This window comes from Marinomonas sp. 63XJN7_7_ISO-PGPR-S23-202, from assembly GCF_056173505.1.
In genome coordinates this window covers 253,887-278,982 of the sequence record NZ_CM149677.1, presented here as the reverse complement: position 1 = coordinate 278,982, position 25,096 = coordinate 253,887, and the positions used below count along the sequence as shown (strand labels likewise).

General features: G+C 44.9%; 21 protein-coding genes and 1 pseudogene. 11 read left to right on the top strand and 11 right to left on the bottom strand.

Going from position 1 to position 25,096, the window contains the following annotated elements; translation table 11 throughout:
* The first annotated feature begins 357 nt into the window (after nucleotides 1–357).
* Both AC0VYG_RS01260 and AC0VYG_RS01255 read left to right on the top strand, forming a co-directional pair.
* Nucleotides 358–1,569: an IS256 family transposase gene (locus AC0VYG_RS01260; RefSeq protein WP_475432512.1), complete on the top strand. Its 1,212-nt coding sequence runs from the start codon at nucleotides 358–360 to the stop codon at nucleotides 1,567–1,569.
* Nucleotides 1,570–2,772, top strand: a complete 1,203-nt coding sequence (locus AC0VYG_RS01255; RefSeq protein ID WP_475430547.1) for an MFS transporter — start codon at nucleotides 1,570–1,572, stop codon at nucleotides 2,770–2,772.
* A gap of 185 nt (nucleotides 2,773–2,957) precedes the next feature.
* On the opposite strand, the gene AC0VYG_RS01250 is transcribed toward AC0VYG_RS01255, so the two are convergent.
* From AC0VYG_RS01250 to AC0VYG_RS01240, 3 genes and pseudogenes are all read right to left on the bottom strand, one after another.
* Entirely contained in the window at nucleotides 2,958–3,323 is a 366-nt protein-coding gene (locus AC0VYG_RS01250) for a hypothetical protein (protein ID WP_475432572.1), read from the bottom strand.
* Nucleotides 3,324–3,364: 41 nt separating this feature from the next.
* Nucleotides 3,365–3,598: pseudogene (locus tag AC0VYG_RS01245) on the bottom strand (transposase); the annotation flags it as partial.
* A 225-nt stretch (nucleotides 3,599–3,823) separates the two neighbouring features.
* Nucleotides 3,824–5,386 carry an amidase gene (locus AC0VYG_RS01240; protein ID WP_475430546.1) on the bottom strand — a complete coding sequence of 521 codons (1,563 nt, stop codon included), beginning with the start codon at nucleotides 5,384–5,386 and terminating at the stop codon, nucleotides 3,824–3,826.
* Between the two features lie 243 nt (nucleotides 5,387–5,629).
* Between AC0VYG_RS01240 and AC0VYG_RS01235 the strand changes: the two genes are divergently transcribed.
* The gene (locus AC0VYG_RS01235; protein WP_475430545.1) at nucleotides 5,630–6,370 is read left to right on the top strand and encodes a hypothetical protein; all 741 of its coding nucleotides are present in this window, start codon (nucleotides 5,630–5,632) and stop codon (nucleotides 6,368–6,370) included.
* Between the two features lie 365 nt (nucleotides 6,371–6,735).
* On the opposite strand, the gene AC0VYG_RS01230 is transcribed toward AC0VYG_RS01235, so the two are convergent.
* The gene (locus AC0VYG_RS01230; protein WP_475430544.1) at nucleotides 6,736–7,410 is read right to left on the bottom strand and encodes an NAD(P)-dependent oxidoreductase; all 675 of its coding nucleotides are present in this window, start codon (nucleotides 7,408–7,410) and stop codon (nucleotides 6,736–6,738) included.
* 95 nt (nucleotides 7,411–7,505) lie between these two features.
* On the opposite strand from AC0VYG_RS01230, the gene AC0VYG_RS01225 reads away from it, so the two are divergent.
* Entirely contained in the window at nucleotides 7,506–8,402 is an 897-nt protein-coding gene (locus tag AC0VYG_RS01225; RefSeq protein ID WP_475430543.1) for a LysR family transcriptional regulator, read from the top strand.
* A gap of 26 nt (nucleotides 8,403–8,428) precedes the next feature.
* Here AC0VYG_RS01225 and AC0VYG_RS01220 read toward each other — a convergent pair whose 3' ends face one another.
* Nucleotides 8,429–9,316, bottom strand: a complete 888-nt coding sequence (locus tag AC0VYG_RS01220) for a DMT family transporter (protein WP_475430542.1) — start codon at nucleotides 9,314–9,316, stop codon at nucleotides 8,429–8,431.
* A 271-nt stretch (nucleotides 9,317–9,587) separates the two neighbouring features.
* Here AC0VYG_RS01220 and AC0VYG_RS01215 point away from each other — a divergent pair, with 271 nt between their 5' ends.
* Nucleotides 9,588–10,184, top strand: a complete 597-nt coding sequence (locus AC0VYG_RS01215; RefSeq protein WP_475430541.1) for a hypothetical protein — start codon at nucleotides 9,588–9,590, stop codon at nucleotides 10,182–10,184.
* A 92-nt stretch (nucleotides 10,185–10,276) separates the two neighbouring features.
* Here AC0VYG_RS01215 and AC0VYG_RS01210 read toward each other — a convergent pair whose 3' ends face one another.
* The gene (locus tag AC0VYG_RS01210) at nucleotides 10,277–10,552 is read right to left on the bottom strand and encodes a DUF1330 domain-containing protein (RefSeq protein WP_199475505.1); all 276 of its coding nucleotides are present in this window, start codon (nucleotides 10,550–10,552) and stop codon (nucleotides 10,277–10,279) included.
* Nucleotides 10,553–10,649: 97 nt separating this feature from the next.
* On the opposite strand from AC0VYG_RS01210, the gene AC0VYG_RS01205 reads away from it, so the two are divergent.
* The gene (locus AC0VYG_RS01205) at nucleotides 10,650–11,564 is read left to right on the top strand and encodes a LysR family transcriptional regulator (RefSeq protein ID WP_475430540.1); all 915 of its coding nucleotides are present in this window, start codon (nucleotides 10,650–10,652) and stop codon (nucleotides 11,562–11,564) included.
* A gap of 583 nt (nucleotides 11,565–12,147) precedes the next feature.
* Here AC0VYG_RS01205 and AC0VYG_RS01200 read toward each other — a convergent pair.
* Nucleotides 12,148–13,242, bottom strand: a complete 1,095-nt coding sequence (locus tag AC0VYG_RS01200) for a methyl-accepting chemotaxis protein (protein ID WP_475430539.1) — start codon at nucleotides 13,240–13,242, stop codon at nucleotides 12,148–12,150.
* Between the two features lie 160 nt (nucleotides 13,243–13,402).
* Nucleotides 13,403–14,071 (bottom strand): metal-dependent hydrolase, encoded by a 669-nt coding sequence (locus AC0VYG_RS01195; protein ID WP_475430538.1) that lies wholly within the window; start codon nucleotides 14,069–14,071, stop codon nucleotides 13,403–13,405.
* Nucleotides 14,072–14,334: 263 nt separating this feature from the next.
* Here AC0VYG_RS01195 and mtgA point away from each other — a divergent pair, with 263 nt between their 5' ends.
* The 3 genes from mtgA to AC0VYG_RS01180 all read left to right on the top strand — a co-directional run bounded on the left by mtgA (nucleotide 14,335) and on the right by AC0VYG_RS01180 (nucleotide 17,172).
* Nucleotides 14,335–15,015 (top strand): monofunctional biosynthetic peptidoglycan transglycosylase, encoded by a 681-nt coding sequence (gene mtgA, locus AC0VYG_RS01190; protein ID WP_475430537.1) that lies wholly within the window; start codon nucleotides 14,335–14,337, stop codon nucleotides 15,013–15,015.
* 151 nt (nucleotides 15,016–15,166) lie between these two features.
* Nucleotides 15,167–15,580, top strand: coding sequence for a universal stress protein (locus AC0VYG_RS01185; RefSeq protein WP_475430536.1), 414 nt, complete (start codon nucleotides 15,167–15,169; stop codon nucleotides 15,578–15,580).
* Between the two features lie 278 nt (nucleotides 15,581–15,858).
* A complete protein-coding gene (locus AC0VYG_RS01180; RefSeq protein WP_475430535.1) occupies nucleotides 15,859–17,172 on the top strand; it encodes a PAS domain-containing protein in 1,314 nt (437 codons plus the stop codon).
* A gap of 98 nt (nucleotides 17,173–17,270) precedes the next feature.
* Here AC0VYG_RS01180 and AC0VYG_RS01175 read toward each other — a convergent pair whose 3' ends face one another.
* Nucleotides 17,271–18,062, bottom strand: coding sequence for a DsbA family protein (locus tag AC0VYG_RS01175; RefSeq protein ID WP_475430534.1), 792 nt, complete (start codon nucleotides 18,060–18,062; stop codon nucleotides 17,271–17,273).
* Between the two features lie 231 nt (nucleotides 18,063–18,293).
* Here AC0VYG_RS01175 and AC0VYG_RS01170 point away from each other — a divergent pair, with 231 nt between their 5' ends.
* Nucleotides 18,294–20,195 (top strand): B12-binding domain-containing radical SAM protein, encoded by a 1,902-nt coding sequence (locus tag AC0VYG_RS01170; RefSeq protein WP_475430533.1) that lies wholly within the window; start codon nucleotides 18,294–18,296, stop codon nucleotides 20,193–20,195.
* 75 nt (nucleotides 20,196–20,270) lie between these two features.
* On the opposite strand, the gene AC0VYG_RS01165 is transcribed toward AC0VYG_RS01170, so the two are convergent.
* Entirely contained in the window at nucleotides 20,271–20,813 is a 543-nt protein-coding gene (locus tag AC0VYG_RS01165) for a DUF3237 family protein (RefSeq protein ID WP_475430532.1), read from the bottom strand.
* Nucleotides 20,814–21,312: 499 nt separating this feature from the next.
* On the opposite strand from AC0VYG_RS01165, the gene AC0VYG_RS01160 reads away from it, so the two are divergent.
* Nucleotides 21,313–22,419, top strand: coding sequence for an NAD(P)-dependent alcohol dehydrogenase (locus AC0VYG_RS01160; protein ID WP_475430531.1), 1,107 nt, complete (start codon nucleotides 21,313–21,315; stop codon nucleotides 22,417–22,419).
* A 122-nt stretch (nucleotides 22,420–22,541) separates the two neighbouring features.
* Here the strand turns inward: AC0VYG_RS01160 and AC0VYG_RS01155 are convergent, their stop codons facing one another.
* Nucleotides 22,542–25,076 (bottom strand): FAD-binding oxidoreductase, encoded by a 2,535-nt coding sequence (locus tag AC0VYG_RS01155; protein WP_475430530.1) that lies wholly within the window; start codon nucleotides 25,074–25,076, stop codon nucleotides 22,542–22,544.
* Between the last annotated feature and the right edge of the window lie 20 nt (nucleotides 25,077–25,096).

Below are 25,096 nucleotides of genomic sequence, written 5' to 3'. Positions count from 1 at the left end.
AATAAAGACGCGAACAGGCAGAAGCCATTACTGCTTGAAGCGGGTGTTGCTAATAACTTGGACGAGGCGTATTAAGCGTCTCTCTTTAAAAAGTGTCATACCTCTTAAACAAAGACTTCTTTTTATAAAAATTGATTTGTCCATCGCTCTGATTTTTAACGCCGAATACTCAAGGAAAGAGATGACAATAGCGTAAGAGAAAAAAGAGGCTAATAATGAAAAACAAAGAATTCTGGAAATTAAGAATTGCCGAAGGGCTTTATCTCATCAATTCCAGAGTGATGGAGACTGTAACTAATTTTGTGTAACTGCCTACCACAACATATTCTATTAAGAATTAAGGATAGGTAGATGCAAATGAACAAAAAAGAACTTGAAGCGTTCGCAAAAGAAGCCGCCAAGGGAATTAAAACGCCTGAGGATCTCAACGAATTTAGCCAAATGCTGAAGAAGATTACCGTTGAAGCGGCATTGAATGCAGAAATGGATGACCATCTGGGTTACGAGAGACATCAAAAGTCCACCTCAACCAATAGTCGTAATGGCAAGAATAGCAAGCGTATTAAGACGGAAGATGGTGAGTTTGAACTGGATACGCCTCGTGACCGAGAAGGCTCTTTTGAACCCAAGCTGGTCAAAAAACACCAATCCCGATTCACTTCTATGGACGATAAAATCCTGTGGCTCTATGCGCAAGGCATGAGTACCCGAGACATCGTCAATGCCTTCGATGAATGGTATGGTGCCGAGATATCTCCAACACTGGTATCACGCGTTACCAATGCGGTCATTGAGCAAGTGACTGAATGGCAAGCACGCCCTTTGGATGCCATCTACCCCATTGTGTATCTTGATTGTATTGTGTTGAAAATCCGCCAAGATAAACGCGTCATCAATAAATCGATCTTCTTGGCACTCGGTATCAACACTGAAGGTCATAAAGAACTCATGGGCATGTGGATTGCGGAGAACGAAGGTGCGAAGTTCTGGCTCAACGTCCTCACTGAGCTTCAGCAGCGCGGCGTAGAAGATATTCTCATCGCTTGTGTTGATGGTCTAAAAGGCTTCCCAGAAGCCATCAATGCTGTTTTCCCACAAACTAACATCCAACTGTGCATCGTACACATGGTACGCAACTCATTGAAATATGTATCATGGAAAGACTATAAAGCAGTGACGGCGGATTTAAAGCAAGTTTACCGCTCCGCAACGGAAGAAGAAGCCTTGCTAGAGTTAGATCGTTTCGGCGACATCTGGGACGATCAATACCCGCAAATTACCAAATCATGGCGCAATCACTGGCATCACCTCAATACGTTGTTTAATTACCCTGACGATATCCGAAAAGCGATCTACACAACGAATGCGATTGAGTCCCTGAACAGTGTTATCCGTAGAGCCATTAAAAAACGTAAAGTCTTCCCAAGCGATGATTCTGCGAGGAAAATGGTATACCTTGCCATTAAAGAAGCCAGTAAGAAATGGACGATGCCAATTCAGAACTGGCGCCAAGCAATGAGTCGATTTATTATTGAGTTCGAGGAGCGTCTCGAAAAGCACCTTAACTAAATGGCAGTTACACAGAATCTGTTACAGGGTCGAGTGATGGTATCCATTCTGGTGCTGATGCTGATCTCAGGCACCCAGTATTATACAAGTTCTGCTTTTCTGTTCTGCTTTTTCGTGACAAGAAGTTTGTGCGGTATTTTTATTGGCAATCGTTTTGAACATCATAAGAAAAAGACAGTGTTACTGGCCCTCTCATCTCTGTTTTGTTTGCTGACTATGGCTCTTGGGATGCTTTACTCCTATCAGCAATTAACCATTCTCACCCTGCCACTGATTGCGATTATTTTGGCCTTTATTGATTCTATCTTCAGCTCAGTGGTGGATGCCTATATTCCTTTAGTGGTGCAAAAAACAGAGCTTGAAAACGCCTACCGCAAAACCTTTATTATGCAGGCCTTTATTGATCTTTTCGGGCTGGCTTTGGGGATGACGGGGATTGCCCTGATTGGCTATGAAAACGTGATGATGATTATCATAGCCAGCGCAGCGCTCAGCGTCTTTATGCTTGGCCTGCTTAATAATGTTGATGACATTGACGATGTGAAAAACTATCAAAGGTTCGATGTTGTTCGTTCGCTGAAATTGTTTTTCCACTATAAATTTGAACCTCGGTGGGCGTTGCTGTCTTTATCCTGCAATATGATACTCCTGCCATTTAGTATGATGGTGATTCCCTATTTTGTTTCCCATGTGATTCAAAAATCCCCGATTTACATTGGTGTCATTGAGGCTTGTGCCTCTCTGGGAGTGTTGCTGGCTTCGCTTTATCTGCATAAAAAGGTCAGCCGGATACTGGGTAACACCAATACCATCTCCCTTGCCTTTGTCCTGATTGGACTGCCTCTGGTGGTCTTGGCTTATCAGCCTTCTATAGCGATCTGGTTGCTCTGCGCTTTTGTGATTGGCGCCAGCATAGTGCTTAATAATGTCACCATGGAATCAAAACGGGCTTCGATTATTCCCAAGGAGCACAGGGTTAAGATTCAAACCATGCATAATGCCTTTATTAACCTGGCCAACCCCATAGGCTTTCTCATTACGGGGCTTTTTCTGGCCAAGGCGGACTATTTCTATTTTTTGCTTATTGGAGGTCTACTGATTACTTCTCTTTCTGTGGTGGTACGTCTTATTCCGAAATTTAAAATCATCGCAGAAAACGCGGATGAGAATCTTAGCTACAAGGATATTTATGGCGAAGCATAAGGGCTCGGCGGTGGCGCGGACGTTTTTAAACCAAAAGGGTCAGTGTCTTTGATTATCCAGACAGGACTAAGACACTCTCTAATGTATTCCTACTTTTAAGGAATCTGACTCCTTTTCTATACCACAGCGACCAGTGAGAATGGCCTATTACTTCCTGTCTCAGCCGTTTTGTAGAACAATTGGAGTCAGATGAAAATTAATTCCATCTGACTCGGTTTTCTACCTCGCTTCCTTGGCGTCACTCGCCTACCCGTTAACTTCTCAATCTCTTCTTTGAATCTGTCATTCCCCAGTGCCATATCTGAATGCATAGCAGCTCGAATCCGTCCGAGTTCTTCTTCTGGGATGTGGCATTTGAATAAAGCTTGATAACGCTTCGCTCGCGTTTCCTGCTGAAAGCTAAGCTTGAGATAAAATTCATGCGGTTGCCAAAGCTCACTTTGTAGATCCAGTGACTCTTGTGCATGAAAGCAATGGCTCGACCACTTGTAGTGAGCGGATGGGATACCATATTGGCTCTGACGGGGTTGAGTTCGATGTAACGCTGACAAATAAAGAAATATTCCTCCGCATAAATAACACAGGATTTGAAGCGCCCTTCCCACAATGTGCCCGTTCGCTGGTAGGTGTAATTGAAGTAGCGCACATAGCGGCGTCCCAGTGCTTGCATCATCTTCGAGATATCGCCCTCGGTCATTGGCGTTGCAAGTAAATGTATGTGATTGATCATAAAGACCCATGCATGCGTTTTAACGTCAAACTCTTGGGCGTACTCTGTTAACCAGTGCGCATAAGCGATGAAGTCATTTTCACTGGCAAAACACACTTGGCGGTTGTTGCCACGCTGGATGACGTGTTGCGGGATACCAATAGGACAAAGTCTGGGAAGTCTTGCCTTATTTCACTCCTTTGAAATAAGGTTTACTTGTAAGCTCTGATTGAACATCCTGTTCATATCAGATTCGTTTACATCTTACGACACAAGTTTATTGGGTCTAGAGGTGGATCATTGTTGAATTTTCATTTGTCCCTAATTCTGCTTAATTCAGGTTTATGCTGTAGATAGTGTAGGTTTATGCTGTAGATAACCACATACCTGCTCATAAGCCTTGGCAATCTGAAGTACCTTAAGATCTTGTTGATGTCGACCAATCAGCTGAATTCCCATTGGTCTGCCTTGTGGGTCAAAACCTGCAGGAACATTAGCAACAGGACAACCACTGAGCGTACCGGGAACAACCACTTCCATCCAGCGATGATAGGTATCCATTTGACGGCCATTAATTTCTCTCGGCCAATGAGTATTTGCGCTAAATGGGAAAACTTGGGCAGAGGGCAACGCGACAAGATCAAAACGATCAAACAGCGCATCTAGGGCTTGATACCATCTACTTCTGGCTTTAGAAGCCTCAAAAACATCCATTCCAGAGAGCTCCAGCCCGCCTTCAATCTCCCATAAAGCTTCTGGCTTCATGAGGGAACGATTGGCTTGTTTCTTATACAGATCGCTTACACCACCTGCGATCAGGAAGTGACGTAATGTCAACCAAGTTTGCCAGACCTCTTCCATAGGATGCTGCATATTAACAGTTTCTACGTGCCCACCTAGTACTTCGAAGTGCTTCAATGCCTGTTCACATGTGGAGAGTACGCCAGGCTCCATGGACAGATAACCATTGAAGTCACCTAGCCACGCTACCTTAATACCTTTGGTATCCACATCTAAGTTTTGACTGAACACCTGGGCATTAGAAGACAGGGATAATGGTGTTCGTGAATCGTATCCAGCCATTGTGGATAACAGCATTGCGGTATCCTGTACAGTTCTTCCCATCGGCCCTTCATAACCCAGTTGCTGGAAAAACACCTCACTTGTAGGACCAAAGGGGACTCGTCCTTGAGTGGGTCTAAAACCGATAATATTGTTATAGGCAGCAGGATTACGCAAAGAGCCCATCATGTCACTGCCATCGGCGACAGGTACCATACCTGTTGCAACAGCTACGGCTGCCCCACCACTACTGCCACCGGCACACAGTTGATGGTTGTATGCATTTCGGGTTACACCAAAGACGTTATTATACGTTTGAGAACCCAACCCAAATTCCGGGGTATTGGTTTTTCCGATTAAAATAGCACCGGCATTTCGGATACGCTCAACAAAAATAGCGTCGTGTTTGGGGACCCAATTCTTCAGGATTGGAGACCCCATGGTCGTTGCAATACCCGCTGTAGCCGCTAGGTCTTTAACAGCATGAGGCATGCCATGCATCCAACCACGATAATGGCCTTTTGCCAGCTCCTGGTCAGCCTTATGGGCTTCTTGCAATAGAATTTCTCTGTCTCTTAAAGAAACCACCGCATTGTAAGTTGGATTATAGGTATCAATTTGAGCCAAGTAGCTGTTCATGACCTCGAAACAACTGACCTGCTTATTTTTGATGATTTGGGACAGATCTACAGCACTCAATTTCAAGAGTTGATCTGGGGCGTTGACTCCATTCTGTGCAGATAAGGCCCAAACCGGGGTCACCTGAACAGCTGCTGTCAGTAGCCCTAACTGACCGCCATTTTTTATTAATTGTCTACGGGTTAAATCAATTAAAGAACTCACAGCATATACTCCTTTACGTAGATGTCGTATGAATCCCATACGCTACTTCATAACGTGGAATGATGCCGATTTACTGGTTCCACAATACGGAATAAAATTTTTACCGGACCGGTCAGTCTTCAAAAATGCTATTGCGTCAGGATGAACTATCGACCATATTTATTTAATCAATTTTTCTAAAATTAAAAATAATGGTCGTAAAGCAAGATGCACTCTAAAGCCCTGCAGAAATCAAAGCTGATTATGGACACCATAAATGCCAGTGAAAGCGGAGCTCTTAGCTTGGAAAATATTCATATTTTGACACAGATACCTAAGCCAACCGTAAAAAGGTTGCTGGATGATCTGCAGGACCTGGGTGTGGTTTACCGCAAGCTGAAAGATAAACAGTATGTTGTTTTGTATAGCCGAGGCCAGGATGATAATGATAAATACCTACTGGCCAGAGAGTTATCCCCTATCCTGACTCAGCTCCATAAGGAAACAAGCATGTACTCTGATATTGTCTATCTTCACAGGGGGGCACTGGTTATATTGGAAAGCAACTTTTCCTATAGTAATATCAGGTCTGCAGCTGAAAGAATAATGGACATCAGGTTTAGCCCATTACTGTCTGCTGCGGGACGGACACTCTATAGCGAGAATAATATTTACCACCGCTCACAGCAAGGTTACAGTGGACTTAATTTTGAGCAATTAGCCGCTGAAAAAGCCTGTGGTATCTATCAACGTATCCCCGGCAGCTGGGAGCACCCATTTCCTCCACCCTTTCCTTTAGCCGCCATTGCCTTGCCTATACGTTTTAAACAGAAAACAGTTGCGGCTATTAATCTCTATTGGAGCACTCAGCTTCCACCTTCGTACCAAATTCCCCCGTTTGAGTTAACCGCATTACATAATGCAAGAAATACCTTAGAAAAAATGCTACAGCAAGTGAATGTTTGCCGTAAAACGCTGCCGCAACTGCTCCAACAGGAATGGTAATCCCTCCATGTTTTGCTGTTTTACTAGCAATACCCACTCGACGTTCAAACTGCTCTATAAACGTCTCACTTCCTAATATCCAGGCTTTATTGATTGCTAAACGAATAGCTTCTATATCCATGTCAGGAACACAGTTAACAGGCCACCCACCTTAAAAAATGATCTAGTACTCCATGAACAATTAGAACAATTAGGGACAGATGAAAATTAATCACCCTGACTTGGCTTGACCTCGCATCATATGTGAGGCCCGCCCTTCCCTTATCGTTTCAATCACTTCTTTAAACCTATCATTCACCAATGCTATATCAGACGTAGTAATTGCACGTAGTCCAGCAGTTGCTCTAGTGATTTGCGACACTGATTTATTTATGTATTTTGCAACTCGCAATGGCTGGTGCTGTTTGTATCAGTTCGTCTTTCTCGATAGCAGCGACCATAAATTTAGCAAAGTCGATGCGACGCACTAGGTTATGGGCAATGCGTTCATCTCCTACATGTTCCGCCCAAATAGGCATTCCTTGGCTTTCACCTTCTTCTAAATCACAGCCGCGCACGACGGTCCAAGGGGGCTTTGAGGCAAATATGGCATTAGTCGCGCGTACTTGATCGGCAATGTCGGCGATGCGTAACCAGCGCGCCAACTTTTCAAAGATGGCGACGAAACATTTTAGCTTGAAGGAGTACTGATCTTTGCCATCACGACTAATGTGCCAACCACATGAGAAGATCAAACGTGCATTGGCTGGGGCGAAATCCAGCACAGCCTTGGCGGTATTCGTTGCGTAGCCTTTAATGCCCCAAGGTACCAATACGGTTAATACGGCATCAACATTGGGCATTAAAAACCCCAATGCTTCTCGGTCATCCGTGTACGCGGGTACTATGTGAATTGTATCTTTCCATGGCTCCAGTTTTTTGACACTTTGTGGGCGACACACTGCGGTTACTTGGTAACCTAGCAAGAGTGCTTCTTCGATCATGTATCTTCCCAGCTTGCCCGAGCCACCAATAATGGCAATGTGTTTGGTTACCGTCATTTTATCCACCTGTTCGTTTTTGTATGGATAAAGTCTAGCTAGGTCGATATTCTGTTAAAATTACCAAAAATTAAAGAACGGATATGCGTATTTGTATGGCAAATCAATACGAGCAATTAGATTGGAATGCCCTTAAAGCCTTTCTTGTCGCTGCGCGAGAAGGCTCTTTTTCTCAAGCTGCTAAGCACATTGGCGTGACTCAACCCACCTTGAGCCGACAGATTTATAACCTTGAAAGTACCCTCAATGTCACCCTGTTTGAACGCCTTAGCACGGGGTTAGTGCTCACCGAAGCAGGACAACATTTACTGGATTTCGCAGCGCCCATGGGCATGGCCGCGCAACAGGTGAGTTTAGCCGTATCGGGGTTATCATCTAATTTAGAGGGGGAAGTCAGCATTTCGGTCAGCGAAATAGACGCACTATTTCGACTGCCATCGATCACCGCCTTTTTAAGAGAACACGCTCCCACCATTCGGCTCACTATTCATGTAAACAACAAAGTCAGTGACCTCAAGCGCCGAGACGCCGACATCGCCATCCGAAGCTTTCAGCCAACCGAGCTGGATTTGATCGCACGTCGTTTGATCGACGAACCCATTTGGTTTTACGGCTTACCTGAGACAATCGCGCGCTATGGCTCTCCCAAACAACCAAACGACCTTGGGGCGGTTGAAATCATTGGTTTTGAGAGAGAGGGTGAGCTGATCCGTCGCTTGAATGTATTGGGCTGGCCACTGACAGAGCATCACTTCCCCATCGTGACGCCGTTTCAAGGATTACAATGGGAACTGGTCAAAAAGGGATTAGGCTTGGGATTATTTCCTCAATCCATAGGTGACAAAGAACCTAGCTTCGTCCGTGCCTTTGAACACTTTGGCTGCCCCATCACTGTGCCTTTATTGCTTGTCACACACCGTGAGCTGCACACCAACCCTCGCATTCGCAAAGTCTTCGATTTGATAGTGCAATGGTTTCAGGAGAATGATTAATCAGTAGTTCTGAATCAGATTAAAAATTACTCGCGTTTATGCTGTAAGTAGATCACATATAAGCCACTGGCAATGACAATGCCTGCTCCCACAATGGTCCATCTGTCTGGCAGTTCTCTAAACACTAAGAAGCCAATAATGGTGGCAAACACTAGTAAGCTGTAATTGAAAGGTTGTAGTATCGAGGCGGGGGCATACTCTAGGGCTTTCACTAATAAAAGCTGTGCAGCGACACTCATAATAGAAATCACGGCCAATAGAATCCATTCTTGCATGCTCGGCTCACGCCATACCGTCACCCCAAAAACCGTTGCACACACACAACCGACTAAGGCCATATAGAGTATGTTGGTGTTAAAACCATCCCCAGCGGAACTCACCTGACGGGTCACCACATGATAACCAGCAAAACACAAGGCCGCAGTTAACGGTATCAGCGACTCAGGTTTAAAGACTTCTAGCCCGGGTCGTAAAATAATCAGTGTTCCGATAAAACCGACACACACCGCCAACCAACATTTCAGACTTACCCGTTCCCCTAAGATGGGTGCCGCCAAGGCAATTGCCATTAATGGGAACACCGCCATCAGGGAATGCGCTTCAGCTAAGCCAAGATAACGCAGTGCCAGATTGAAAATCGCAATCTCAGCAATGGACAATAAGGAACGTAACACCTGCAACTTAGGGCGCACCGAACGTAATGCATGACGAACCGTACTGTGACGTGACACCCAAATGATCGCAAATAATGCAAACACCCAATAGCGCACGAGTACCACTTGCGCCACCGACATCTCCTGCACGAGGATTTTCGTCACGGCATCTTGTGAGGCGAATACCAACATCGCGGCTAAACATAACAACACACCTTTTCCCACTAGGGTACGCTCCGCTTCCATGTCTAATGGGGTCATGTGGTTATTCGCCTTTTCTCGTTGGTTTAATAATGAGGATGTTCGGATTGTAGTGCATCTCCATAGCGTTGAGAATCTCGATTGTCAGCTTCATTCCCCAACGCTACCGCGGACTGGGTTGTTGGGAGCATTTTATCGAGTACTATGGATGTCTGACCGATTCACCTTAAACGACCTATTTTGGTGCAGATCTGACGTGTTTTGTCCGTCTGTTTTAGAACGAAGTCGGTAGAATCAAGTTTTACTATGATCTTAAGCGTAGGGAGGGCACATGGAATTCAATATCAAGCTTATTTTTAGTGGCATCGCCATTGTATTAGCGATCATTGGATTTGTGCCTTACATTGTGTTGATCTTACGAGGCCTAGTGAAGCCCCATGTGTTTTCATGGATGATTTGGGGCATAACCACCACCATTATCTTCTTTGCTCAGCTGGAAGCCGAGGGCGGCATGGGAGCATGGCCCATTGGATTATCAGGGTTTATTACGATTTTTATTGCCATACTAGCGTGTATCAAGCGCGGCGATGCCACTATCACTAAATTGGATTGGGCCTTCTTAATCGTTGCCTTGGCGTCGTTGCCTCTGTGGTACATTACCAGTAACCCATTGTGGACAGTAGTGATTCTGACCACTGTCGATATGATCGGTTTTGGACCTACCTTCCGCAAGGCTTACCACCATCCCTTTGAAGAAAGCCGTCTTTTTTTCATGCTTATAATTTTGCGTAATATGTGTTCTGTTGTGGCACTCGAAGCCTACTCCGTTACCACGGTGCTGTTTCCAGCCTGCTTGGCAGTAGGGGCTTTGGCTTTATTGGCTATCCTGCAACTCCGCCGCAGTGCGCTGACCCAGCAAGCGGCTTAATCTCATTGAGGCTAAGTTATGGGGTAATTGGCTCCAGGTGACAATTACCCCATCTTTCAAAGAGTTACCTCTCTTGCTGTCATTACTGACGACTACAACAGTTGGAAAGTACTGCGAATGCCAGCTTCACGAAGCGGCGCTAGTGCTTGATAGGCGTCGCTGTTGTACCAGTTTCTAGCACTTTCTTTATCGGGGAATTCGATAATGGCTTTTTTACTATGTTCGGATTCCCCATGCAGTATTTCGGCTTCCCCCTTGGCGATAAATCGGCCGCCATAGGGCTCTATAGTGGCCTTTGCTTGAGCGCTGTACTCTGCCAATTTATCTTGATCAATGACGGTTGAATCGACAATCACAAAGCTAGTCATGTTTCTGTCTCCTTAAGACAAGTGAATAGGTTGACTTAGCTTAAGATTGTGTTGTTTATTTAACAATATCGATATAATTAACATAGTGTTTATATAAATGAACAATATAAAGCTCGCTCCCTTACTTCTCACCTTTGCGGAAGTCGCCTCCAAACGTTCCTATACTGCCGCCGCTAAAAAGCTAGGCATTAGCAAGTCGGCCATTAGTCAACAAATCAAACGTTTAGAGGAGGCCATTGGTCAGCAACTTCTAATACGCAGTACAAGAGGCGTCTTACTAACCGCAGCGGGGGAAACCCTGCTTGCCCGCAGTGAATTGTTAGATGAGCAGCTTAATATGGCTTTCACGGAGTTAAACCAAATCAAGGATCAACCTAGCGGACTCTTTAAAGTGTCCGTTCCGCCTTTTTCCGAAAAAGAAGTTGTGATGCCCGCCATCCGGCAATTGTGTATCGAGTTTCCGCTGATCACCCCTGAGATTGTGGTGACCGCCAAATGGCAAGATCTGATAGAACATCAACTCGACGCCGCCATTTTTGGTGGTGATATTAAAGACTGTGACTATCGCGCTTTATCGGTCAGCACCGTATCAGAGATATTCTGTGCCTCACCGCGCTACACGGCCCAGTACGGCTTCCCCAAAAACTTAGAAGAACTTGCACAACACAAATTCATAGCGACGGCATGGCATAGACCCAAAATCGAGGTATTTGATAACCACCTCGATAATAAACAAATGATCTCTCTCGGCCACTGTGTCAAAATAAATAGCCTAGCCACAGGACTTGAAGCGACATTACTGGACATGGGAATAGCCCTGCTGCCCGAATTTTTAGTGCAAAAGCATTTGCAAGATGGCGGTTTACAAAGAGTACTTCCAGAATGTCGCGGCAAGGATTGGCACTTTTATTTTTTACATCAATATAAGGGGGAGAAACCACTGCACGTCTCACGCTTCTATCAGCTGTATCGTCATTATTTTTTAAAAACGTGCGCTACGAATAAGGCGTAGATTGGGTTAATTGATAAGCGGCAATAGGGGAAAGTTAATTTCGATATAAAAAGTTAGCCCACTCTATCCGTATTGTTTTTTTGTGATCAGCATAAGCCTTCGCATGTTGATGGATAATGTCTAATATGGATTCTGGAGCACCAGAGCGCACAAGTAAGGTTTCAATAAGAGAAACGGGATAGCCATTTATATGGGGTGCCTTTTAAGCAACCAAAGTATAAGTTGTAACCATCGATGTAGACCCTCGTTCTCATGTTTTCAGTCCAATTGCTTGGATATAATAATGATTGGCGTGTCTCGTATCAAAAGTATGAGAAGAAGGACTGTAAGGACTTTCCATATCCATTATTTAACGTCTTTTTTAAGGCTGTAAAATTGAAAAAACCGGCACTAGGCCGGCTTAATCGTCCAACTCCAGGGGTCTGTATGTCGCCACGCGTGGAAGAAGGATAAGTTGTGTTCATATTGTAGACAAGTAAAGTTTACATTGCACTATTTTTTTCATTATTTCTCAATCACTTAGGCTACTAATTTAATCCTCTATAATTCGTTCGCCTCTTTGTTTATTAAGCCTCTTCCTTTACTAAACAATGGTTTCCTGAAGCTGTGTTGAGAGGGCTTTTGCTTCTAGGGTTCGTTCATTGAGGTGTTGTAATCGTTCGTTCACTTCCACCGCCAATTTGCCAATATTGATTTGCTTAGTGGAATTTTCGTTAACCAGTCGGTTAATTTCATTCACTTCGGTACAGATTTCGGCCAGAGACTCACCCGCTTTGTTGGTTAGCTCAACGGTATCCTGCACGGAGTGCACACTACCATCAATGTTGTTCACGGCTTCTGAGACACCCTTTTGCAGGCTTTCTATCATGACTTGAATGTCGTGAGTGGATTGTTGGGTTTTGCTGGCAAGGTTACGCACTTCATCGGCAACCACAGCAAAGCCTCGACCTTGTTCGCCCGCACGGGCGGCTTCAATGGCAGCATTAAGAGCTAACAAGTTGGTTTGGTCGGCAATACTACGAATCACGTCCAGCACAGAGGAAATTTGTTCCGAGTTGTTAGAAAGCAGATTGATTACATCGGCTGTAGAGGACACTTGCTGAGTCAGTTCTTTCAAGACGCCTTCCGCCAATTGCAAATTGTGCTGCCCTTGATTGGCATCGCTCACCAAGACGCCAACCTTTTGCGTGATAATTTCAGTATTGGCTGCCACCCCTTGAATAAGCGGCGCGCTATGCTGGCGGTGTTTGAGAATGTCAGACAAATCTTGCTCTTGTTTATTAACAATCTGAAGTAGCGCGTCAAGTTTACTCTGTGGTGCTGTATTCGCTACTGTGACATGCCGTTCTTCCTGTTTCGGTTGCGTCAATTCCTGAATAGCTTGGTCGACCCAAAGTAGGAAGTCGTCGACCTTCGCTGGCAAGGTAAATTGGGGGTGATCAGGCATATGTTTCGCCAGTCTGTCAGCAACCAACAACAGAGCCTGATGTTGCTGGCGCCCTTTTTTTAGCGTGTTATACGTGAAAAACATGGCAATGGCGGCGAGTAGCCAAACCAATATTAGGCTGGCAAGCGTTGGCATACTATCGGTCAGAGTGAGCGGTATTGTCAAAGCAATGGCAATGAGTATTTCAGCAATCATCAACCCAGTAAACCACACGTTCTGTCTAGCATTCATGGTGTATTCCTATTTTTATTATTGTGAATCATGCTTTGATAAGAACACAAAATAGATGAGATACACAATTATTTATATGCTAACCAATTTGGATTTTGAGATAGCCATTGGACCCATCACTAAGAAGAAAGGCGCATTAAGAATCTGCTTTTTGATGCTCTTAAGCAAACTTAGGCAACCAAGCAAACGTCGTATGCCATACATCTGGATTGGGGCTTAGCCAGTACCCCAAAGCACAGCATAGAACGAGCAAAAGTGATGTCCAAGGTTCGCTCCAGTCCGTGAGTTTCAGAGCACTACCAAAGGAGCGTTTAACGCGCATTCCAGACAGTTCAATGCTGTATAGCTCATCGAGTATGAGGTGTATGGTCGACCCAAAGAAGATAAATGCTCCTACGCCCCATGCGGTTTTCGCGTTCAGATCGAAGACATGAAACGAGATTGCTGCCGAGATCAAGGTAAACATCAGGTTGGCTAGCAAGCTGTGTAGTGTTCCTCGGTGAATGGTGAGTTGTTCAAACCCCCACTGTATCGGGAAGCGTACCAGTAAGTAGCTGACTAGCGCCAACGCGAGCACTTGCCAATGGGGCAGCTGGTTTACACATAGCACGACTGTGAGACCTGCGACCAAGGCACCAAGCAAGCGAAAAACGATCCGAATGGCGATGGATTCATCAGAGTCGATATCAGGCAACATCCCGCCAAGCGTTCCGGCTAAGGCATAAAGAATGGCGTCACTTATAGTCGCAAATCCCATCATAAAGGCACTTGCGGCAAGTGGTGCACTGAGTATGGCAGCCACAGTCACATGGATTTTGAAGTCAGCCATTTTGACGGTTCCTTATTACGCTGAGTGAGGTGGGACATTGCTTTACAGACGATATATCGTTAGTGAGCGCATACTACAGGAATCTAGTCTCCGAATAAAAGACGATAAAATGTAAAGGAATCATAAACATCTAAGATGTCAGTTTGCCGCTTGCACCTTCCATCGAGAGCCCTCTTATCAAAATGACAGGAGATGGATAATTTTTTTGTTTATACTCTTGCTCAACATGAGTTAGCCTCGTTCAAACAGATAAGAGACAATGAATGGCAAAGCGTAAACGTAGTATTTTAGGTAAGGTATGGTCTGTTATATGGCGTTTTTATCTGGTTCTGCTTCTCGTCTTACTGGTCTTTCGGTTTGTTCCACCGCCAACCACATCCTTTATGCTACAAAGCCCTTATCCAGTCACTCAACAATGGATAAGTATTGATAAGCTGCCACCCTACGTGCCACTCGCTTTCGTTGCCTCAGAAGATCAGCGGTTTCCATATCATTTTGGCATTGATTTTACCGCCATTGGTAATGCTATCAGCCAATACGACGATGGTGACGGCCTGCGTGGCGCCAGTACCATCACCCAGCAAACGGCAAAAAACCTTTTCTTATGGCCTGCGCGCAGTTTTATCCGCAAAGGCCTCGGAGCCATATTAGCCGTCAGTCTTGAGGCCATTTGGGGCAGAAAGCGTATCTTAGAGGTGTACTTAAACATAGCGGAATTTGGTAAAGGTATTTATGGTATTGAAGCGGCTAGCGAGCACTATTTTGGCAAGTCTGCAAGTAAGCTAACCAAAGATGAAGCCGCGCGATTAGCGGTACTATTACCCGACCCTCGTGAACGCAATCCTAACCATTTAACACCGTATCTTCGCGAAAGGGTCAATTGGGTGGAACAACAAATGCGGCAACTCGGTGCGGGCTATCTTAAATCTATTTTAGGGCGCTAGACGCCCACCGTTTCACGGAGCCGTTATATAGAAGCATCTCTATAACGGCTCCTTATTAGCTCGTCTCCTATTACTTTTCACCTTACCTCCATAGTCTTGACTCAGATTGCTCTATACTGAAAAGAAGTCAAAAACTAAAAGGAGGCTTGTTATGTATGACCATATCGCTGTACCTGTGGATTTAGCCCACGCGGAAAAACTAGAAAAAGCGCTAAAAGTCACTGGGGATCTTGCCAAGCTGTATTCGTCCAAGGTGTTCCTACTCGCCGTGTCAACGTCTGCAGCAAATGAGGTTTCCCATGATCCTGAGGAGTTCAAAAGTAGGTTGGATGCGTTTGCTGAAATGAAAAAGCAGGAGTTTGGCGTTGAGTTTGTTGGCGTGGTGGTTCCTTGCACCGACCCTGCCGCCGATATGGATCATGTGTTAAATCACTGGCTACATGACAATCCTATTGATTTGGTCGTCATGGCGTCCCATGTTCCCACGTTTAAAGACCACTTTTTCCATCCCCACGGCAGCTATTTAACGTCCCATACAGACAAATCTATTATGCTCGTTCGTTAATTTCTGAGTGACTAGGGGTAAGGGAATGCCCCCTAATCACTCTGACTACCCCTCTATCCTCTCTCTACCTACCCTAGCCACCAGCCAATGTATAGAACCTGAACCGAGTACATAAATGCAACAAATCTCATCTATTCAAACAACATGACACACACATTTAACTAAAAATCATAACACTTATGAAATTAATTTATACACGCTTCCTTGCTATATTCCTTGATACAGAACGTTTGCACGGACCTTACGTTATCAACTGATCCTGTGTGAAGGAAAGTCTTATGCTACTGAGCAAAAAACATAAACAAAAAATTGATGATACCATTCAGTCCATTATGAACGTACTTCCAGAAACAAAAATAGACTTGGAAGATCGTTTTGATGTCATATCCCATATATCCAAAATCGTAACCGATAAGCTACAAGCCGCCTATAGCACCGAGCAAACCCTAAGAAAAGAACTCGAATCAGCTAACCAACAGCTCATCTCCTTTGAAGAAGCCATCAACAATTATGAGCAACGGTTTAATTTAATGTGTGAAGCGACGGCAGATGGCCTTTGGGATCTTACGTTTATTCCTGGAAGAGAGTTTGATGAGAATTACCCATTTTGGTGGTCACAAGCGTTCCGCAATATGCTGGGCTACCGTGATGAGAATGATTTTCCAAATATTGCTAGGAGCTGGTCAGACAGATTGCATCCTGACGATAAAAACGCGACATTCGATGCTTTTACAGCACATCTAAACGACAAATCAGGTCGCACAGGTTATGACATTGAATACCGTCTCAAATTAAAAAGCGGTGAGTATCGTTGGTTCCGCGCTCGAGGAGCAACCCTTAGAGACAGTCAAGGTAACCCATTACGCGTGGCCGGTGCGCTTACGGACGTACATGAAGAGAGGCTAGGACAAAAAGAAAGACGTAAGTTTATTGATCGTTTTGAACTGGCCAATAAAATGCTTTCTGACGGGTTATGGGACATGGAAGTTATCGCTGGCGACCCTGTGAACCCTGATAACCCATTCTGGTGGTCAGACCAGTTCCGTCATCTTTTAGGTTTTGAAAATGAAAACGACTTCCCCAACGTGCTTGATAGCTGGGCTTCTCGTTTACATCCAGATGAAAGCAAAGACGTTGTGGATGCTTTTTCCAAACACCTCTCGGATCGCACGGGCAAAACCCCTTACGAGATTAATTACCGACTCAAGATGAAGTCCGGGGAATACCGTTGGTTCAACGCGAGAGGGGAGACAAAACGAGATGCACAGGGCAATCCACTACGTGTTGTCGGAGCCTTAACCGATATTGACGCCCAAATTCATCAAGAAAATATACAAGAAACAGAAATGGAATATCAAAATAAGATGAAGGAGAATTTCGTAAAAATTGGAGAAATTGTAGAAATAATTAGCGATATTGCCAAGCAAACGAACCTGCTCGCCCTTAATGCCGCCATCGAAGCTGCTCGAGCAGGAGAGCAAGGTCGAGGATTTGCTGTCGTAGCCGATGAGGTGAGAAACCTTGCTTCGCGCACACAAAACGCCACGGAACAAGCGGCTAAGTTAGTCGCCAATAACGAATTATCAGACTAACATCAAGCCAGTTGACGTATGCTAAGGGTCATGATTCAAAACAATAAAAAGAGATTTGGTTTAGCAAATCTCTTTTTGGTTTTTCATTTTACGCTTGCTTAGTCCTGACTGGCTTGATCAATCGCTTGCTGCAACGTTTGCTCATCCACTGCGCCGCCGATCACGGTGGTATTTTTCACTGAGGCACCACTAGCGGGTGTAATAATAAACCCTGGTGTGCCTTGGAAACCAATCTGACGAGATATTTGATCGTTAACCATGATGGTTTTCTTATACGGCGCATCAGACATTTTTTTCAAAGGCGCTTTGAGAGCCGCTTTTGCTACTTTTTGAATATCGGCATTGGTCAATTTGCCTTCATCATGATTCGTTGCGAAAATGCCATTATGGTAGTTAAGATAGGCTTTAGCTCCTTTTTGATGCCAAATTTCTAGACCTGCAAACGCGGCTGTTGCGGAAGTTTCCCAGCGGGATGCAAAAATCGGCCAATCACGGAAAATAAACTTCACATTCGGGTTGGCTTTCATGAGCTGTTCCACTTCAGGGGCCATTTTATGGCAATAGAAGCACTGATAATCAAAAAACTCCGTCACAGTCACTTTGGCATCTTTCGGGCCAATGTGCGGAATACCGTCCAGCTTCATTAAGGCGGCATGGGCTTTCACAGCCGATATTGTCAACGCTGACTGTTCCGCCTCCTGCTGTTTCTTTTGGAGCTCTTGGCTCACTTGAACCAGAATTTCAGGGTGTTTTATTAAGTAGTCTGCGGCAATTTTGCCAATCTGCTCTTGCTGATCTTGAGAAAACGTGCTGCTGTCACTAGCGTATGCCATTGTCGTGGTTGCCATGATAGCTGTTGAAGATAAAACGGCTAATAGTTGTTTTTTCATACTGATATCCAATCATATTTACAAACATAAAGACCCATTGACTACCATATCGACGCAATAGCAGCAAAGCAACGCGCAATTGTGGAGAGATTGGGGTTCACTATGGGAGTATTTCTCTCTCCCCAGTGAATTAATAAGACTTTTATTCAGGCCATTTGCTAAAATCCGCCTCATTCCTATTAGGTTTTACTTTAAAGGCAAGCTATGACCGTTCTTCTGATGACCCCACCCATGACTCAGTTAAATACTCCGTATCCAGCGACGGCCTATCTAACTGGTTTTTTGCGCTCTCGGGGCTATGAGGCGGTGCAGCGAGACCCTGCCATCGAATTGTTTCTTGAGATGATGACGGCCCCTGCGCTGGATATTATCCGTCAGCATGTGGAGGCCAATTTCGAGTCTTTTGAGGAGGATGAGCTACCTGATGTGATCTTTACCTTTTTGGCCGAGTTTGATCGTTATCGTACTTGTGTCGAGCCGGTTATTCGCTTTTTACAAGGCAAAGATTCCAGCCTTGCCTTACGCATTATCTCACGTCGTTTTTTACCAGAAGGCCCAGCTTTCAATGTGATCGCACAGATGGAAGCCGTCTCAGGGGACATACTCAAAACCGCTTTTGGTGATCTTGGTGTCCAAGATAAAGCCAAGTATCTGGCAACCTTGTTTATCAACGATTTGTCTGCCGTGATTACTCAAGGGGTTGATCCCTATTTTGAGGTCAGCCGTTATGGTGAGCGGTTGGCGGCGGCCAATCCAAGCTTTGACGATCTATACAACACGTTAATGGATGAGCCGAGTTTTAGTTCTGAGATTCTAGAACAGCTCGTTGAGCAATATCTAGAAGAAGCTCAACCCAGCGTCGTCGCACTCACCGTGCCTTTCCCTGGTAATATGCTGGGAGCACTGCGCATTGCGCAAACCTGTAAAGAGATTAATCCTGACCTGCCTGTGGTACTAGGCGGCGGTTTTGTGAATACTGAGCTTCGCGCACTGAAAGACCCACGGGTATTCGAATTTGTCGATTTTATCTGTGTTGACGATGGCGAGCGGCCTTTTATGACTTTGCTGGAATTCTTTGATGGCAAGCGCGAAATTGATGAGTTGGTGCGTACTTACTTTCTTGCAGAAGACGAAAACGGCGAGCCCTTCGTGCACTATAACGAAAACGCCGAGTTGCACGATATTCCTCAAACCGATGTTGGCACGCCGATATACGACGGCTTACCGTTAACAGAATACTTGTCCCTATGTGAAATGCTCAATCCCATGCACCGCATCTGGAGCGATGGTCGCTGGAATAAGTTGACCATTGCCCACGGTTGTTATTGGCGCAAGTGCAGCTTCTGTGATGTGACACTGGATTACATTGACCGCTACGATGCGGCCGGCGCCGATATTCTGGTGGATCGTATTGAAGAATTGATAGAAGAAACGGGGCAAACAGGTTTCCATTTTGTCGATGAAGCGGCACCACCAAAGGCCTTATTTGCGCTGGCAAAGCGTTTGATCGAACGGGGCGTAGTAATCAGTTGGTGGGGCAATATTCGCTTTGAGAAAACCTTCACCCCTGAACGCTGCCAATTACTGGCGGATTCTGGCTGCATCGCCGTGAGCGGCGGCTTGGAAGTGGCGTCCGACCGATTGCTTAAACTAATGAAAAAAGGCGTGAGTGTCGAGCAAGTTGCCCGTGTAACCAAAGCATTCAGTGATGCTGGTATTCTGGTACATGCTTATTTGATGTATGGCTTCCCAACGCAGACCGAGCAAGAAACCATTGATGCGCTAGAAATGGTGCGACAAATGATGGGGCAAGGCTGTTTTCAGTCTGCTTTTTGGCACCGTTTTGCCGCCACTGCCCATAGCCCTATTGGCATCAATCCCGATGCGTATGGCATTACCCTTACCGAACGACCCCATGTTTTGTTTGCCGAAAACGATGTGGATTTCATCGACCCAACGGGCACCGACCATGATATGTTGGGAGATGGACTGCGCAAAGCGCTCTATAATTATATGCATGGCATTGGCTTTGATCAGCCGATGAGTTTTTGGTTTGACCAACCCGTTGCCCATACCAAGGTAAAAAAAGATCTGATTTCTAGCGCGGTAAACGATTTGATTGTCAGTAGTTAACACAACTGCGCGAACTGAGATCCCCTTGCAGTATTTGGAAGAGGATCTAAGTATTAAGCTGGATTAAGTGTTGAGTTAGAGCACCTGCCAAACACGAATAATCACAGCGGGATCTTTATCATAATCCTTTGCTTTGTCTACTGTTCCTAAGAAAATGGCTTTATTCATCCATTCGTAAGGACTACCGATGGGAGCTTCAAAGCTTAACACGCTTTTTGCATAACGATTTTTAGGGTTTTCTTTGGTTGGTTTTGGGCTAATAATCGCTTTATTCTGTACTAAAATAATATAGCCATCGTCGGTTTTAAGAGCATATTTTGCATCTAACTCTTTACTACCGTCTGGACGGCCAAGTTGCCAATCACCGCCTCCAGAAAGAACCTTTCCTTTTAACGATGGGCCTTTAAATTCTCCCCCCGTGATCCAAACAATGCCTCGTTCACCATATTTACTCTGGCCAACGGTTACTCTCGCTTTATCTATCGTCACACGAGATTCATAAACGAATTTTGTTATAAAGCGATCATCCCTATTGGAGTTGTCATTAGCGGCTAACGCACTGACACTAATAAGAAGGGATATCGAGCAGAGTGTAATAGCATTGATGATTTTTAGCATATTGATTCTCCATTTTTGTTTTTATTGTTATCCATTTTTGCTTCCCTAAGTTAAGAGTTCCTTTTTGAGAAAAAAGCATTTTAACAATAGATGGTAAATGTTGATTTTAGCAATTGTTTGATCAATCAATGTTTACTGGTTTTTGCGATAACCGATGAAATCGAATTTGCAGGTGGCAGATTTGATGTCACTTGTGGAGGCATTGTTGTCCCGACAAAGCCTAGCAGTATTGCGATATGGTTTGGTTTATGGGCATGTAGCGACTAAAGACATATACGCTGAAGAATGACATGCTCTGTCATGGTCAGAACCCATCGACCCATATCGACAAACCATCATCTTATTTTTTCCGCGATGTTCGTTTTCTACTTGTTGTAAAAAATAGTTTAATATCATATTGTTTAATATATAAACAATAAAGCTTGCCTTACCGATTAAAAAACCCCAGATGTCATGTCTGGATTGCTCATCAAATAACAACAATAAGGTGGAAATGATCATGAAAATTTTGGCCGCTATCGCACGTGAAACGGGAAAACCTTTCAGTGTCGAACACATTGATATTGAGGAACCAAGACAAGACGAAATCCTTGTTAAAGTCGTCGCTACGGGGGTTTGTCATACGGACCTTGTGGTTCGTGACGGCATGCTGCCCACGCCACTGCCCGCAGTATTAGGACACGAAGGCGCGGGGATTGTTGAAAAAGTGGGAGCTGGTATCAGCAAAGTCAAACCTGGTGATCATGTGGTGATGACATTCAACTCATGTGGAACTTGCCCAAGTTGTAAAAATCACGATATCAGCTATTGCCATGAATTCTTTCCACGCAATTTTGAAGGAACACGCAGCGACGGTTCCAGTGCCTTGAGCCAAGATGGTACTCCCATTACAAGTAACTTCTTTGGGCAATCATCCTTTGCCAGCTATGCCATTTGTAACGAGTTGAATGTAGTGAAAGTCCCCACCGACATTAAACTTGAGCTATTAGGCCCACTAGCCTGCGGTATTCAAACTGGTGCGGGATCCGTCTTAAATGCCTTGCAAGTCTCTCAAGGTGATAGTTTTGTGGTATTCGGCACGGGCTCAGTAGGGTTATCCGCTGTCATGGCGGCAAGTGCCGTTTCTGCAACCACGATTATCGCGGTGGATATGAATGATGATCGCCTAGCACTGGCGAAAAGTTTGGGGGCAACTCACACCATCAACCCCAGCAAAGTAAACAGTACCGAAGAAATCCTCAAAATCACTGGTTATGGGGCGAAATTTGCCCTCGACACCACGGGGATTCCTGCCGTCATCAAAGGGGCAGTAGAAAGCCTTGCACCAAAAGGCACCTGTGGCATTCTCGGTGCCTCTGGACCAGACACGGAAATATCGTTCAATGAAACGCATTTTATGAGCGGCGGTCGACGCTTAATGGGAATCGTGGAAGGGGAATCGAATCCTGATGTCTTTATTCCTGAACTGATTCGACTCTATCAGGCGGGCAAATTCCCCTTTGATAAATTGATCAAGCTATACGATTTTAAAGACATCAACCAAGCCGTTGAAGACTCTGAATCAGGCGTGACCATTAAGCCTGTTGTAACCATGCCAGCCGCCTAGTCACAATCAGACGGCTCAAATCAGCAGAACACCGCTAACAGCAGACAACAGTGAAAAAGCGCCAACTCAACCAAAGCTGGCGCTTTTTTTGTCTTTTTTGTCTCCTTTGTCCCGTCGATCTCTTAAATAATGGTTTTACGTTTTCGTAAATAATTATAGGGATCTTGCACATACTCTTTTTTGACATTAACCAGTTGAGTATAGTTTTTATCAAAGTACACAGACGTCGGAATAGACGCATCTTTAAAACTGATAAAGGCACCTGAAGTGTGGGGGATAAAACACTTACGAGCTTCCTCAATCCAGTCCATGGCACGATTAACCCTAGTGTAGACGAAATTATCCTGGCCTTTCACTTTGTTAGCCAAGCTCTCATTCCACCACGTTTGATACTGGATGGTATAGAGCTTGTCTTCATACGGAAAGGCACTGCCAGAGAATAGATTGGCACTTTTTTGTTGGTTGTCACTGTCCTGATAATAAGGCCCTGTAATCGCGCCAAGGGTTACATAACAATACAAGCCTTTTTCTCGGTTTTTTGTACCGATCAATGGGGAAGTCAAGCTCTGCAGAAGCTCAGTATAGCCGACATGAGGGGCTTTATTGTCACTTAACCAATCAGGGTCCACTAGACGAGAGGTAATTTTATGGGGCGCTGGCTGATCTAAATCTGGTGGCAAGGGGGCCGACTGATGACCATTTTGCAACGCTTTGGTTTGATCAAACGACTCTCTATCCCAGGCACTCATTAGCTGCTTACCGTAATCATGCCCGAGACCGGCTACACCATCGATACGAATCGCATCCGGCTGTGGTATGAAACACGCCTTAATGAATGCGTCTAAAGCGGCTTTCTTACCTGCCCAATAACCATACATAACGCAGTTATGCTTAATGTTCGATACATTAAAGTTTTTGGTTTTCATGGAATTGGGCGATTCAGCGTCGCCATATTTACCGTTTATTTTCAGGTTAGTACCAATCAGTTCGCAATGCTGATCCGTAATCACTTGCTCCCAGCACTGTAGTATTTTCAAGGTAGGGTGCTGTTCGCTAAGCTCAATGCCAGTACCATTGGATTCTGTTTGATAAGGGTTCCATTCCAACTCAAACTTAATCAAAGACGGTGGCAAGTCAAAGGTTTGGATCTCGAATTCAATCACAATACCGTAACTTAAGCCCCCGCCGCCTTTTAAGGCCCATAATAATTTTGGCTTATTGTGTAAGGAAACGGTTTCCACCTGACCATCCCCTAAAATCACTTTCGCTGCGACCAAGCTTTCACAGCACATGCCATGCGCTCGTGTCCATGGCCCCCAGCCGCCTCCCATAATAAAGCCAGGGATAGCCACAGTGGCGCAAGTGCCATGGGGTATCATCACCCCATCGCGAGCCAGCTTTGTCGTTAATACTTCAAAACGATTGCCCGGACCGACTTTGACACGTTTTGTGGTAGGGTCAAACTCGTAACGGTCTAACCCCATTAAATCCAGTAACACGGTGTTCGTGCCACTGCATTCCCCTTCATGATCGTGACCACCAGAACGAATACTAATCGGCAGTTTTTTCTCTTTGGCTAATGCAAACGCCTCTCGTACATCGTCTTCCGTCTGACACAGAACAATCACGGCGGGCACTTTTTGAATCCGGCGATTAAAAATTTGTGCTTGCTCACTAAAGGCGACAAACTGGTAGTCTTGTTCCTGCTGAGTCAGTTGCTGATGATCAGACAGATTCGTATTCAAACCCAAGCCTCGGCTTAGCAGCTTTTCTTTGCCTATTTTATTGCCTAGCTCCACGATATAGCGCCTAAATAGCAAGCTGTTGCTGATAACCAAATTGTCCGCTATATAGAGATTGGCAATAAAACTCGTTAATTCGCCCTTTTTATAGATTGATTGAGACGTATCAATATCTTTTTGAAGGTAAGGAGATATCTCCACGTCCAGCGTTGTATTATTCCGCTCCTGTGGAATGGTGAGCCTTATCTCTAACCATATGTCAGTATTCTCTTTCGCCTCATAACGGGCCGCTATCGACGACTCGCCCGTAGAGGATTTAAAAGAAAAAGACACCTTCTCGCCCTTTGGGATAACGTTGGGAAAGCAACTAGGCAAGCTGTTCCCTGACGGGCACAATATCAAGTCAACAGCCGATTCATTATTAATCATCAGGCGAGTGTCTAACATGCTGGCTGAGGTCGCCATATTGGCGAGCATATCAGCATGTTGGGCATTGACATTTTCTTGGGATAAAACACTGTTCGAAAAACTAAACTGGCCTTTACGATGGTGAAGAGTCGTTATCTGAGGGGCTGGTTGAGGTGCCTGTGTCGGCAGGCTTGCGTCCAACGGAATCTCTTTACCATTAATATAAAGAGACATTTTTTCTCCATCGTGGGTAATGGTTGCCGCTAGTGTTTCCCCTTCCTTTAGTCCCCCTTGTCGAGAAATGAAATATTGATTGTCTGTCATCGATGTCAACCGTATCGCAATGCGTGCGCCGTCAATCGCAAATAAAGACAACGTCATCACCTCGTCTTTTTTATACTGATATAACAAGCTATCGAGTTTGACATTGAACAGAAATGAAACGGAGAAAGAAAAGCGAGCCCCTTTTTCTCCCTGACGCCTTGGGTTAAATTTTTTCGGTTCCATGGGCATATTGAATCCTTAAA

Bases quoted from the DNA above. Each gene is read 5' to 3' on its own strand.
- AC0VYG_RS01235 (WP_475430545.1), top strand. From the start codon at position 5,630: ATGGACACCATAAATGCCAGTGAAAGCGGAGCTCTTAGCTTGGAAAAT.
- AC0VYG_RS01185 (WP_475430536.1), top strand. From the start codon at position 15,167: ATGTATGACCATATCGCTGTACCTGTGGATTTAGCCCACGCGGAAAAA.
- AC0VYG_RS01195 (WP_475430538.1), bottom strand. From the start codon at position 14,071: ATGGCTGACTTCAAAATCCATGTGACTGTGGCTGCCATACTCAGTGCA.
- AC0VYG_RS01160 (WP_475430531.1), top strand. From the start codon at position 21,313: ATGAAAATTTTGGCCGCTATCGCACGTGAAACGGGAAAACCTTTCAGT.
- AC0VYG_RS01180 (WP_475430535.1), top strand. From the start codon at position 15,859: ATGCTACTGAGCAAAAAACATAAACAAAAAATTGATGATACCATTCAG.
- AC0VYG_RS01175 (WP_475430534.1), bottom strand. From the start codon at position 18,062: ATGAAAAAACAACTATTAGCCGTTTTATCTTCAACAGCTATCATGGCA.
- AC0VYG_RS01225 (WP_475430543.1), top strand. From the start codon at position 7,506: ATGGCAAATCAATACGAGCAATTAGATTGGAATGCCCTTAAAGCCTTT.
- AC0VYG_RS01210 (WP_199475505.1), bottom strand. From the start codon at position 10,552: ATGACTAGCTTTGTGATTGTCGATTCAACCGTCATTGATCAAGATAAA.
- AC0VYG_RS01205 (WP_475430540.1), top strand. From the start codon at position 10,650: ATGAACAATATAAAGCTCGCTCCCTTACTTCTCACCTTTGCGGAAGTC.
- AC0VYG_RS01255 (WP_475430547.1), top strand. From the start codon at position 1,570: ATGGCAGTTACACAGAATCTGTTACAGGGTCGAGTGATGGTATCCATT.
- AC0VYG_RS01170 (WP_475430533.1), top strand. From the start codon at position 18,294: ATGACTCAGTTAAATACTCCGTATCCAGCGACGGCCTATCTAACTGGT.
- AC0VYG_RS01260 (WP_475432512.1), top strand. From the start codon at position 358: ATGAACAAAAAAGAACTTGAAGCGTTCGCAAAAGAAGCCGCCAAGGGA.
- AC0VYG_RS01200 (WP_475430539.1), bottom strand. From the start codon at position 13,242: ATGAATGCTAGACAGAACGTGTGGTTTACTGGGTTGATGATTGCTGAA.
- mtgA (WP_475430537.1), top strand. From the start codon at position 14,335: ATGGCAAAGCGTAAACGTAGTATTTTAGGTAAGGTATGGTCTGTTATA.
- AC0VYG_RS01230 (WP_475430544.1), bottom strand. From the start codon at position 7,410: ATGACGGTAACCAAACACATTGCCATTATTGGTGGCTCGGGCAAGCTG.
- AC0VYG_RS01220 (WP_475430542.1), bottom strand. From the start codon at position 9,316: ATGACCCCATTAGACATGGAAGCGGAGCGTACCCTAGTGGGAAAAGGT.
- AC0VYG_RS01215 (WP_475430541.1), top strand. From the start codon at position 9,588: ATGGAATTCAATATCAAGCTTATTTTTAGTGGCATCGCCATTGTATTA.
- AC0VYG_RS01155 (WP_475430530.1), bottom strand. From the start codon at position 25,076: ATGGAACCGAAAAAATTTAACCCAAGGCGTCAGGGAGAAAAAGGGGCT.
- AC0VYG_RS01165 (WP_475430532.1), bottom strand. From the start codon at position 20,813: ATGCTAAAAATCATCAATGCTATTACACTCTGCTCGATATCCCTTCTT.